We start from the raw sequence: 11,589 nt of genomic DNA on the forward strand, positions 1-11,589 counted from the left end.
TGGCCTCCTCGCGAGACGGTTGCTCCACCGGTTTTGCCGGTGTCCCACAGACTAACAGAAACTCCTACGGCCGTGGCAGGAAAGCCCACCGCGGAAATTTGCATTACCCGGTGTCATCCGCCGCGAGTTCGTAGCGACAGCGTACGAACGGCGGACCCAGGTGAAACACTTCACCGCTGTCGCAGGCGTCAACTGGGTGCCCCGCATTCGCGGGGCATGACATCATTTATTGCGTCGCGGCCCCTCAAAACAGCGGCTTGCCCGTCGCTTGGGGCAGCTCCACGCCGAGCACTTTCGCCAGGGTCGGGGCGATGTCGATCATGTCGATCTCGCCCAGCGTGCCCTTCTTCGCGATGCCGTCGATCATGAACGTCGCGCGCATTTCGGGATGCGACGGGAAATAGCCGTGCGTGCCCTTGTTCGTCGGCGGACCCACCAGCGGGCCGTCGAGCTCCCTGCCGCCCTCGTAACCGATGCGGTAGTCGACCCAGAAGCTCGGCTCCACGCCGCCGCCGCGCCGGGCGATGCCGTCGCGGTCGATCACCTCGCCGATGCCGTTCGCCGGATCGGCCGCCAGCGTCTTCAGCAGCGCCGCGACCTTGGCCTTCACCGCCGCATCCGCCGGATCGGCCAGCATGATCGCGGTCGAGCCGCCGGCGTTCCACGGCTCCGCCTGCCATGCCGTGATCTTGCCCGTCTTGGCGTCGCGGGTGACGAGGCCGGCCTTCGCGAAGGCCGAGATCAGGTTCACGTCATGCTCCACCGGCGCGAAGCCGTGATCGGAGACGATGGCGATGACGATGCCGGGCTCGGCCTGGCGCGCGGCGGCGACGATCTCGCCGATCATCGCGTCGGTCTGCTCCAGCACCGCATGCGCCTGCGGCGTGCCGGGCCCGAATTTGTGCTGGTTGTGGTCCAGGCTGGCCAGATGCACGGTCGTGAACTGCGGCCGCTTGAGCTGCAGCAGCGCGATGGCGAAGGCGGTGCGCGCCTGGTCGTTGTCGACCTCCGTGCCGACGAGCGCGGTCTGGTCGGTGTGGGCGACGCGCGACAGCTCGTCCGCCAGCCCCGGCGTCGAGAGCGCGTTGACGAGCTTGGCGTCCTCCACCGGCACGAAGGCGCGCCAATATTCGGGGATGTCGTAGTCGATGAAGGGCGTGCCGACGCTGACCGGCCAGCTCACGCTCGCCACCTTGCCGCCCGCCTTGTGCACCATGTCCCACAGCGTCGCGACCTTGATGTCGCGCGCATACCAGTACCAGCCGTCCATGTTCTTGCCCAGGGGATCGAACACCGTGTTGCTGGTGACGCCGTGGACGGCGGGCCACACGCCGGTGATCAGCGTGGTGTGGTCGGGATAGGTCACGGTCGGCAGCGTGTTGCGCACGCCGCTGGCCCAGGCGCCGTCGGCCATGATCGCGCGCAGATTGGGGACCTTGAGACCGCGCGCCGGCGCGTCGATCACGTCGGCGGGGCGCAGCCCGTCGATCGAGATCATCAAGACCGGCGCGGCGGCGGCGGGAGCGGCGGCGGCGAGAAGCGCGGCGAAGGCGAGGGCGGCGAGACGCATCGGGGAATCCGTTCAAGAGGCGCTGAATATCGCACCGCGAATGTGACCCTGCCGTGATGGTGGCTGAAGCGCGCCGCCGGTCAGTGCGGATTTGTCGCCGGCCGCGCCGCGGAACGGTCGAGCACGCCGGGCCGCTCCCACCGTCCCTCCGGCCGCAGCAGGATCATCGGATCGCTGTACAGGTTGAGTTCGGTCTCCAGCGGTTCGAATTCGGCCAGCATCTCGCAATATTCGTGATCGGAAAAGCGCAGCACCCGGTTCTGGCCGGCCGGCGCGAAGCCCAGCCGCTCCCAGAACGGCACCAGCCGCCTTTGGACATGGGCATAGAGCCGCGTGAAGCCCTTGTTGCGGCACAGATCGATACCCATCCGCGCGATCTCCAGACCGGTCTTGGTCCCCCGATGGGCCGGCAGCACGGCGAGGCGTTCGATTTTCGCGAAGCTCCCGAAATACCGTATGCGCAGCGAGCCGACCGGCTCGCCGCCGCATCGCGCGAGGATATGCGTCGCGGTGAAGTCGTTGCCGTCGAACTCCTCGTCATAGGGGCAGCGCTGTTCGCCGGCATAGACCCGCGCGCGGACGGAGAACACCTGCGCGAGCTCGTCCAGCGTCCGCACCACCGAGATGTCAAGGCTCATGCCGCCGCCTTGTTGCGCAGCTTGAACAGGGTGCCGATGGCCGGCGGGTCCATCGCGTCTGCGTCCGCCGACAGAGCTTTGAGGCCGCCCATGCTGCCGGCCCGGCCGACCACCGGCAGGCCGCCATAGGGTCCGGAATCGAAGCCCTGCGAGATCATCGGGAAGGTGACGCCCAGCATCTTGCGGGCGACGATCGCCCACATATAGACGAGGGCGGGCCGCTCGCCGCTCGCCACCAGGTATTCCGGCGCGGGGTCGGTGGCATCGAAGGTGCGCGCCTCGATGGCCTGCGCGCCGAGCGCGTTGAGGAACAGGAAGGCATAGCAGCCGGCGATCTCGTCCCGGCCGTCGGCGTCGCGCCGGCGGATGATCGTCCAGAAGCTGTCGCGGTTGATCTCGCTCGCCCGCACCATGACCGGCAGGGAGGCGACCTTGCCGCCGATCTCCCTGGCGATGAGCCCGTGCAGCGTCGTTATCTCGAAGGGCGACGCCCGGCGCAGGCAGACCGATGTCTCGCCGTCCAGGCGCCCCCAAAGCTCCGTCTTCTCAGACGCCGGCACTGATGTCATCCTTACGCTCCTTGTGTTCGCCTCGCGAGGGCGAGGGTCCGTTTCGCGGCCAATTCTTCGTCAAAGGTTGGGCTTCGGACGCGCGTCGGGGACAGTGGCGAAAAGAGAGACGGCATGAGCAAAATCGAGACGGCGGCGATCGATCCGGACCTCTGGCGGTTGCTGATGCGGATGCTGGCCGTCGCCGAGGCCGGAAGCCTGCGCAAAGCGGCGGCGCGGATCGGCACGTCGCGCTCCACCTTGAGCCGGGAGATTCAGCAGGCCGAACGAATCTTGGGCAGCCGGCTGTTCGATCGCGAGGCCGAAGGCCTTGTGGTGACCGAGCAGGGCGCCAAATTCCTGACCGACGCCCGCCGGCTGCGAAGCGCGACGGATCCGGTGCTGCTGCGCGTGGCGCAGAAAGTCAGGGCCTATGCCAAATGCAGCGTGGCGATGGGCGACGGCATCGCGACCTATTGGCTGCCCCGGTTCCTCGCCCGGTTCTATCGCGAGCATCCCGAGATCGAGCTGCGGCTGATCTGCCAGTATGAGCGCGAAATCCTGCGCGGCGAGCAGTTCGACATCGGCATCATGTACCGCGAGCCCGCCAATCTCGACCGGCTCGGCCGCAAGGTCGGCAGCCTGCACATCGTTCCGATGGCGACGCAGGATTATCTGGAGCGCTGCGGCACGCCGAAAACGGTGTCCGATCTCACCCAGCACAATGTCTTCGAGCTGCTTCAGTACACGGCGGCGGGCGGATCGTGGCTCGCGCTGTGCGAGGGCGGCAGCGAGGTCCGCACCCGGCTGTTCACCAACCAGAGCTCGGTGATGGTGGAAGCGGTGCGCAACGGCGCCGGGATCGGCCTGCTGCCGACCTATGTCGCGGCGATCTATCCCAGCCTCGTGATGATCCCGCTGATCGAGCCGTGGCCGCTGCCGATCTGGCTCAGCTATTCGCGCGAGGCGGCGCGCGAGGACCATGTGCGCAAGACGATCGACTTTCTGGCCGAGCACGTCTTCGCGCCCGAGCGGATGCCGTGGTTCTCCGACACCTTCGTCCGGCCGCAATCGGGCTGGGCCGAGCGCCAGATGGGATCGCGCTCCGTCGTGGCGTGAGGGATCGCGGGGGGCCATAAGCGCGACCCGGCGGGCTTGACAATCGGCCGGTTCTGTCCGATATTTCTGTCATGACAGAAATAACAGTTTCAAACGACCTGCCGCCCGCGATCCGCCGCTTCGTCCTGCACTGGGGCGACATGGGCGGGCAATGGGGGGTCAACCGCTCGGTCAGCCAGATCCACGCGCTGCTCTATCTGGCGGAGAAGCCGCTGACGGCGGAGGACATCGCCGAGACGCTGGCGCTGGCGCGCTCCAACGTGTCGAACTCGCTGAAGGAGCTGCAGGGCTGGGGCCTGGTGCGCCGCGTGCCGGTGCTGGGCGACCGCCGCGACCATTTCGAGGCCGATACCGACATCTGGTCGATCGCCGCCAAGATCGCCGCCGGCCGCAAGGAGCGCGAGCTCGATCCGGCGATCGCCGCGCTGGAGGCCTGCGTCGCCGAGGCGGCGGGCGATGCCAGGCTGTCGGCGACCGCGGCGGCGCGGCTGAGCGCGATGCTCGATTTCACGCGCACCCTGACCGGCTGGTTCGACCAGATGAGCAAGGTGCCCAGGCCGACCTTGATGGCGCTGATCAGGCTCGGCGCGCGGATCGCGAGCTTTCTGCCCGGCAAGAAAGCGAAATAGGGGAGGGCGACATGGCGCGGCTGAACGTTCTGGAACGGACCCCGGCGCCGATGCCCGCCCTCGGCGATCCGCGCTTCCGCGCGCTGCTGCGCGCCGAGGAATGGGCGGCGCTGCCCGCGCCGGTGCGGGCGCGGTTCTCCAAGCGGCTGACGGGCGGCGACAGCGTCGTCTATGTCGGCGAAGTCGCCGAAACGGCCATCACGCGCGCGGGCTGGCTGTTCGCCCAAGCGGCGCGGCTGATCGGCGGGCCGCTGCCCTTGTTCGACGAGACCGGCATCCCGGCGATCGTCACCGTGACCGAGGACGCGGCGAGCGGCGGCCAGGTGTGGACGCGGATGTATGCGCGGCGCCGCGGCTTTCCGCAGGTGATCCATTCCGCCAAGCGGTTCGCGGGCGACACCGGCCTCGAGGAATATGTCGGCTGCGGCGTCGGCATGGCGCTGACCGTGCATGTCGAGGACGGCGTGCTGCTGTTCCGCAGCGCCAGATATTTCGTGCAGATCGGGCGCGCGCGGCTGCGCCTGCCGGCGTTCCTCGTGCCCGGCGCGCTCACGGTGGCGCACAAGGAGCTGGGCGAGGGCCGCTTCCTCTTCGCGCTCGATGTCGTGCATCCGCTGTTCGGGCCCATCATCCACCAGACCGCCATCTTCCGGGAGGCAATCCCATGACCTCGACACTTCTGTGGACGCTGATCGCCGTGCAGATCGCGCTCGGCGGTTTCGATACGCTCTATCACCACGAATTGACGGAGCGGCTGGCGTGGCGGCCGTCGCAGCGGCGCGAGCTGAAACTGCATGGCGCGCGCAACCTGATCTACGCGCTGCTGTTCGCGACGCTGGGCTGGAGCGAGGTGCACGGCGCGCCGGCGCTGGCCGTGATCGCGTTCCTGGCGGTCGAGCTCGTCATCACGCTGGCGGATTTCGTCGAGGAGGACCTCAGCCGCAAGCTGCCCGCGACGGAGCGCGTGACGCACACGCTGCTGGCGCTGAACTACGGCGCGATCCTCTCCTTGCTGCTGCCGGTGCTGCTCGGCTGGGCGGGGCAGGGAACCGATATCGTGCCGGCGTTCCACGGTTTGTGGAGCCTGCTCGCTGCCGCTGCCGCGTTCGGCGTGGCGCTGTTCGGTCTGCGCGATCTTGCCGCCTCGGCGCGCGTCGCGCGGCTGGCGCCCAAGCCGGCGGCGGCGCTGGTGACCGCATTGCCGCGCCATCGCACCATCCTGGTGACGGGCGCGACCGGCTTCGTCGGTTCGCGCCTGGTCGAGGGGCTGGCGGCGGCCGGCCATGACGTGATCGTGCTGACGCGCAAGGCGGAGAAGGCGCTGGCGCTGCGCCCGCCGTTCCGGCTGGTGACCGATCTCGAACAGATCGACGGCGCGACGCGGATCGACGCCATCGTCAACCTCGCGGGCGAGCCGGTGAGCGGCGGATTGTGGACGCCCCGGCGCAAGCGCGCCATCGTGGATTCGCGCCGGAGCATGATCGCGGGCCTGCTGCGCCTGATGGCCCGGCTGGAGCATACCCCGGCGGTTCTGGTCGGCGCCTCGGCGATCGGCTGGTACGGGTTGCGCGGCGACGAGGAACTGGCCGAGGACGCCGAGCCCGCGCGCGAATTCTTCAGCCATGAATCCTGCGAGATCGTCGAGCGCGAGACGGCGAAGGCCCGCGCCTTCGGGGTGCGGGTGGTGACGCTGCGCATCGGCCTGGTGCTGGGGACGGAGGGCGGGCTCTTGGCGCGGCTGCTGCTGCCGTTCGAGTTCGGGATGGGCGGGCGCATCGGCTCGGGAACGCAATGGATGAGCTGGATCGCCCGCGACGACCTCGTGCGGCTGATCGCGCACGCGATCGCGAACGAGGCGCTGGAAGGCCCCGTCAACGCCACCGCGCCCGCGCCGGTGCGCAACGCGGACTTCGCGCGCGCGCTGGGCCATGCGTTGCATCGGCCGTCGCTGATGCCGCTGCCGGCGCCGCCGCTGCGGCTGCTGGGCGATTTCGGCAAGGAGTTGCTGTTGGGCGGCCAACGCGTGGTGCCGAAGAAGGCGCTGGCGAGCGGCTTTTCGTTCAGCTATCCGACGCTGCCGATGGCGCTGGAGTCGATGTTGGGCGCGAAGCTGGTGCGCGATCATGTCGTGCGTACCGAGGCGGCGCATCGGTGGGGGATGAGGTAACAGTGATCTGGGTGCAATTCTCAAATTCAGCACCGTTTTGGAAGCAATCATCATGTGTTGGCATTTGTTGCCTACACGCGTAAAATAACTAGCTGGGGTCGAGGGATGAACGATATGAAGGCGAGGCCCGGAAACAATCCAAAACGTCAAATTGCAGAGCAAGGTGCCCATTCTTATGCAGAGCTAGCCGCTTTAGCTGAACAAGCAATGTACGTCGGCAGCGCTCATCACAAGAGGCATCCGGGAAATTACGCGTTCCAACCACCGTCGAATCCAAGAGCCTGGAAGTCACTTTGCGATGCGATTCGTCCAGTTCTTAAGCAAGAAGCAAGTGAATTGCTCCGCAATGGAATTCTAAAGGGCATGATTAGCAAGTCCCAACAAAATGAAAAACCCAAATATGTTTGGAGCGTCGATTCGTCAGGCGAGCCGTACGAAGCCATTTCTGGAACAGACGGATATCACGGATATCGTCTGGAGGACGATGATAACATGCGAAATGTCGTTCTCAAGGAATGGTCGTCGCGATGAATGACCAGATCAATTTTGATGCAGAATGGGAAGCACTGGATAGGGGTAGCCCAGAAGAGCGAGCGTGCTTTGCAGCAATTTCCGTTCGCTGCAATGATTCATATTTAACGGAGTGCAATGACGGAATTGTCAATCGGGTTCGAGTGGCGCCTTATTTATCCGCATACCATCTTGCCGAATGGTTTGTTTGGAACTGGTGGCGGCTTCGTTGGGAACCGCGGTCTCTCTTACCATCGTCGAGTTGGGCATTTGCTCATAGAATGGCGACTGTCGGCCACGGTTATGTGTGGCCAAATATAACGATCTTTTCGGATGGCGAGCGAACCGCCTTGGTCGCGAAGCCTAGCCAAGACAAAAGGGCGAATTCTTTTCGCTATCTGAGCAATCACGCCGCTGTGGTTGCGTCGTCAACCTTCGAAAACGCTATAGATGAATTTGTGGCGCAGGTCCGTGGGCAACTACATGCTGAAGGTCTGTCCAGTTCGAATTTGGAAACCATCTGGAATGCGCTTTGCGAAGAACGGGCGTCGCCCGAATTGGCTAAACGAAGAAAGCTAGAAGCGCTTCTCGGATTTGACCCCGATGAAGCCAACGAAGCGACGGTTGAAAAGCTAGTTGGAGACGCGGTTCGGTTTGGTGCTGACGCCGTTAATGAAATTGCTGCCGATCACCTGCAGAATGGAGACGTCACGACTTCCGAAGAGATTCGCTCGATCGCGGCGACCCAGGGTTTCGACACGAGGCCGCAGGATGCCGTGAAGCTTTCCAACCTTGCGAGTTTGTCTCGGAGACAGGATTCTGCAGCTTGGTATTTGGGGGCAGAAGCGGCAAGGGCGTTGCGAGACCAACTTCGACTGAGCGAAACACAAATTTCAAATGATAATTTGTCGAATATGGCCGGCGTCGAAGCAGGAACGCTTACGTCGAAGACTCATTCCACAGGTGTTTCATTTGCTCTTGATGACTCGCCGTCGCGGGGACGGATGGTACTTAGGTCGAAATGGGAGACCGGGCGTCGTTTTGAGTTAGCTCGAATTATTGGTGATCGTGTAATGTCGCAAGCTGTCGGTGGACTTTATCCTGCCACTCGCTCTTATACTTACAGACAAAAGGCACAACGCTCATTTGCTGCCGAGCTGCTGTGTCCTTTCAGTCTCATCGAGGGCATGCTTCAGGAGGATTATTCGCTAGAGGCACGGCAGGACGTTGCCGATTATTTCAACGTATCAGAATTTACTATTCGAACCTCTCTCATGAACCATCGCAGGATCGAACGCGAAGATTTTGACGATGCCGGGCTCGGCGAAAGGTTCTAGCCAATACCGCGCTACTCGAACGCCATCACCGTCTCGGCGCCGGCCTGGATGCGCTCCAGCAGCATCGGACATTCCGGAATCATCCGCTCCATCCAGTATTTCGCGGAAACGAGCTTGCCCTTGTAGAACGCCGCGTCGCCCTGGCCGGCCGCGAGCCGCGCAGTGGCGATCTTCGCCATGCGGCCCCACATCCAGCCCGTCACCACGATGCCCATCAGCCGCAGATAGTCGTAGGCGCCGGCGCCGGCATTGTTCGGATCGGCGAGGCCGTGCTGCGCCAGCCACAGCGTGGCGTTCTGCAAATTCTCCAGCCCGCGCTTGACGCCCTTCACGTAAGCGCCCATCGCCGCGTCCGTGCCGTTCTCCTCCAGCCAGCCATTGATCTGGCCGAACAGCGCGAAGGGCGCCGCGCCGCCCTTGCGGCCGAGCTTGCGGCCGACCAGGTCCATCGCCTGCACGCCGTTGGCGCCCTCATAGGTCTGGTTGATGCGGCCGTCGCGCACGAACTGCTCCACGCCGTTGTCGCGGATATAGCCGTGGCCGCCATAGCACTGCATGGCGAGGTTCGCCGCCTCGAACCCCATGTCGGTGCAGAACGCCTTGAGCACCGGCGTCATCAGGTCGGCGACGAGGCCCGCGGTGGCGGCCTCGGGCCGCGCCGAGCGCGCCACCGCCATGTTCACCGTCGTCCACATCGCCAGCGCGCGGGCGCCTTCGACGAACGCCCTGGCATGCAGCAGCATGCGCTTGACGTCGGGATGCACGATCTCCAGATCGGCCGGCTTGTCGGGCTCCTTGGGTCCGGTCAGGGCGTGGCCGACGCGCCGCTCATGGGCATAGGCATAGCCGTTCTGATAGGCGACCTCGCCGATCGCGATGCCCTGCACGCCGACGCCCAGCCGCGCCGTGTTCATCATGCCGAACATGCCGGCCATGCCGGCGGAGGAGTGGCGCTTCTCGCCGGGCTTGGGCGGCACCGGCTTGGGCCCAAGCCGCCACGCCGTCGCTTCGTCGAAATTGAGCACGCAGGTCGCCTGCGCCTTGATGCCCATCTTCTTCTCGATCCCGCCGGTCGACACGCCGTTGCGCGCCCCCACCGTGCCGTCCTCGGCGACGAGGAATTTCGGCACCATGAAGAAGTTCACGGTGGAGAGGTCGTCGTGGATCTGGCCGTCGGCGTCGGGGATCTTGGCGATCACCATGTGGATGATGTTGTCGGTCAGGTCGTGGTCGCCGCCCGAGATGAAGATCTTGGTGCCGGTGAGCTTGTAGGTGCCGTCGGGCTGCTCGACCGCGCGGGTCTTCATCAGGCGCAGGTCGGTGCCGCAATTGGGCTCGGTCAGGCACATCGTGCCGCACCATTCGCCGCTGATCATCCGCTTGGCGACGTGCTCGCGCATCCAGGGCAGGCCGAGCGCCGCCAGCGCGCCATAGGCCGCCATGGTCAGGCCGGGATACATCGCGAAGGACTGGTTCGCGGCCGTCGCCATCTCGGCGACCGCCAGGGTGATGGAGAAGGGCAGGCCCGAGCCGCCCAGCTCGACCGGCGCGCTGAGGCCGCCCCAGCCGGCGTCCGCGTAAGCCTTGTAGGCTTCCTTGAAGCCCTTGGGCGTGCGCACCGTGCCGTTCTCGAAATGCGCGCCTTCCTCGTCGCCCGACTGGTTGATCGGCTGGATGACCTCCTCGCAGAATTTTCCGGCATTGACGAGGATGTCCTCGACGAGGTCGGGCGTCAGGTCGCCATAGCCGGGCAGGTCGCGCAGTTTGTCGATCTCCAGCAGCTCGTTGAGCACGAAGCGGAAATCGTCGAGCGGGGCGCGGTAGACGGGCATGGGAACCTCGGGGAATGGCGGCGGCGGATAGTAGGCGACGGGCCTGCTGTTCACCACTCCCTATTGCCATGCGCCGCCGGTCAAATCTGATCCCGCAGGACCACCGGCACCTCGCGGCCGTCGGCGAGGCGGAAGGTGATCGTGCGGCCGGGCGGATCGTTGCGCTGGCGCTGGCGGATCGCCGAAAGCGCGATGCCGGCGGCGGGCGCGCCGTCGACCGCGGTGACGATGTCGCCCTTCTTGATGCCGGCGGCTTCGGCCGGCCCGCCGGGCGTGACGGCATAGATTTCGAAGCCGGCCGGGTTGGGGACGATCGCCATGCCGGTGCGGTCATAGGTGTCGATGTCGTCGACCGGTCCGCCGCGCGGCGCGAGATAGAGCGTGCCGTGCGCGTAATCGAGCGTCATGGCGAAGCGCTTGACGACCCCGATTCCGATATTGCCGCTGAAGGCGCCGGCGCCGAACAAGCCGCCCGTGTTGCTGGACAGATCGGTCACCGGATGGCCGACCGGCACGGTGCCCAGCACCAGCGCGCCGCCGCGCATGATCCGCGCATAGGTCTCGCCGCCGACGCCATAGCCCGAGATCACGTCGACATGTTTGCCCGGACGGTCCCGCAAGCGATGCGCCGCGACGAAGGGCGTGGTGAGGGTGAGGTCGCCATTGTCGCCGGTGTCGATGTCGAAGGTCCCTGGGATGCCGTCATAGGTGCCCGCGATCTCCGGCGTGTTGTGGGCGAAGGTCATCGGCATGGGCGTGCCGGCGCCGTCCGCCTTGAACTTGGCCGGATCGGTCAGCGTGATCGTCCGCGAATCGAAATCGAAGCGGGTGACGTAGCGGCGCAAGAATTCGAAGCCCAATACGCCGTCGACATGGACGCCGGCGAGCTGTTCGATCGGATCGAGCGACAGGACATAGAAATTCTCGCCGGCCAGCGTCGCGCCGCCGACGTTCACCAAGGGCACGGCGACGATACCGCTCTGCGCCGTGGCGTCGCCGGCGCCGCGCACGCTGCCGCCGCTGCCCGGCGTCAGGCCGAGCCGGGCGGTGAGCGACTGCGCGACGATGTCGACCGCGCCGGTGTCGAGCATGAAGCGGAACGGGCCCTGGCCGTCGACGGTGCCGTTGACGTAGAGCTGGTTGCCGATCATGTCGAACGGCACGGTGATCGGTGCCGCGACGGCGGGCGCCGACAGGAGAAGGACGACAAGTCCGGCCAGCGGCGCCCGCATGATGCTC

General features: G+C 65.7%; 11 protein-coding genes. 6 read left to right on the forward strand and 5 right to left on the reverse strand.

Annotated elements, in window-relative coordinates:
- Positions 1-244 precede the first annotated feature (244 nt).
- The 3 genes from WDM86_02315 to WDM86_02325 all read right to left on the reverse strand — a co-directional run bounded on the left by WDM86_02315 (position 245) and on the right by WDM86_02325 (position 2,777).
- Positions 245-1,570: an ectonucleotide pyrophosphatase/phosphodiesterase gene (locus WDM86_02315; protein ID MEI9988848.1), complete on the reverse strand. Its 1,326-nt coding sequence runs from the start codon at positions 1,568-1,570 to the stop codon at positions 245-247.
- An 80-nt stretch (positions 1,571-1,650) separates the two neighbouring features.
- Positions 1,651-2,208: a GNAT family N-acetyltransferase gene (locus WDM86_02320; protein MEI9988849.1), complete on the reverse strand. Its 558-nt coding sequence runs from the start codon at positions 2,206-2,208 to the stop codon at positions 1,651-1,653.
- On the reverse strand, positions 2,205-2,777 hold the full coding sequence (locus WDM86_02325) for a hypothetical protein (protein ID MEI9988850.1): 573 nt from the start codon (positions 2,775-2,777) through the stop codon (positions 2,205-2,207). Before WDM86_02325 ends, WDM86_02320 begins: the two co-directional genes overlap by 4 nt.
- A gap of 114 nt (positions 2,778-2,891) precedes the next feature.
- Here WDM86_02325 and WDM86_02330 point away from each other — a divergent pair, with 114 nt between their 5' ends.
- The 6 genes from WDM86_02330 to WDM86_02355 all read left to right on the forward strand — a co-directional run bounded on the left by WDM86_02330 (position 2,892) and on the right by WDM86_02355 (position 8,518).
- On the forward strand, positions 2,892-3,875 hold the full coding sequence (locus tag WDM86_02330; GenBank protein ID MEI9988851.1) for a LysR family transcriptional regulator: 984 nt from the start codon (positions 2,892-2,894) through the stop codon (positions 3,873-3,875).
- A 71-nt stretch (positions 3,876-3,946) separates the two neighbouring features.
- Positions 3,947-4,504: a MarR family transcriptional regulator gene (locus WDM86_02335; protein ID MEI9988852.1), complete on the forward strand. Its 558-nt coding sequence runs from the start codon at positions 3,947-3,949 to the stop codon at positions 4,502-4,504.
- 11 nt (positions 4,505-4,515) lie between these two features.
- On the forward strand, positions 4,516-5,172 hold the full coding sequence (locus WDM86_02340; GenBank protein ID MEI9988853.1) for a DUF4166 domain-containing protein: 657 nt from the start codon (positions 4,516-4,518) through the stop codon (positions 5,170-5,172).
- A complete protein-coding gene (locus WDM86_02345) occupies positions 5,169-6,671 on the forward strand; it encodes a TIGR01777 family oxidoreductase (protein ID MEI9988854.1) in 1,503 nt (500 codons plus the stop codon). Before WDM86_02340 ends, WDM86_02345 begins: the two co-directional genes overlap by 4 nt.
- A gap of 105 nt (positions 6,672-6,776) precedes the next feature.
- Entirely contained in the window at positions 6,777-7,202 is a 426-nt protein-coding gene (locus WDM86_02350) for a hypothetical protein (protein MEI9988855.1), read from the forward strand.
- Positions 7,199-8,518: a hypothetical protein gene (locus WDM86_02355; protein ID MEI9988856.1), complete on the forward strand. Its 1,320-nt coding sequence runs from the start codon at positions 7,199-7,201 to the stop codon at positions 8,516-8,518. The genes WDM86_02350 and WDM86_02355 overlap by 4 nt, the downstream gene beginning before the upstream one ends.
- A gap of 11 nt (positions 8,519-8,529) precedes the next feature.
- Here WDM86_02355 and WDM86_02360 read toward each other — a convergent pair whose 3' ends face one another.
- Together WDM86_02360 and WDM86_02365 are read right to left on the reverse strand one after the other, a co-directional pair.
- Positions 8,530-10,350, reverse strand: a complete 1,821-nt coding sequence (locus WDM86_02360; GenBank protein MEI9988857.1) for an acyl-CoA dehydrogenase C-terminal domain-containing protein — start codon at positions 10,348-10,350, stop codon at positions 8,530-8,532.
- An 80-nt stretch (positions 10,351-10,430) separates the two neighbouring features.
- Positions 10,431-11,582 carry an aspartyl protease family protein gene (locus WDM86_02365; protein ID MEI9988858.1) on the reverse strand — a complete coding sequence of 384 codons (1,152 nt, stop codon included), beginning with the start codon at positions 11,580-11,582 and terminating at the stop codon, positions 10,431-10,433.
- Positions 11,583-11,589 lie beyond the last annotated feature (7 nt).

Origin of the sequence: Rhizomicrobium sp. (assembly GCA_037200045.1) — a bacterium.
Lineage (GTDB): Bacteria > Pseudomonadota > Alphaproteobacteria > Micropepsales > Micropepsaceae > Rhizomicrobium.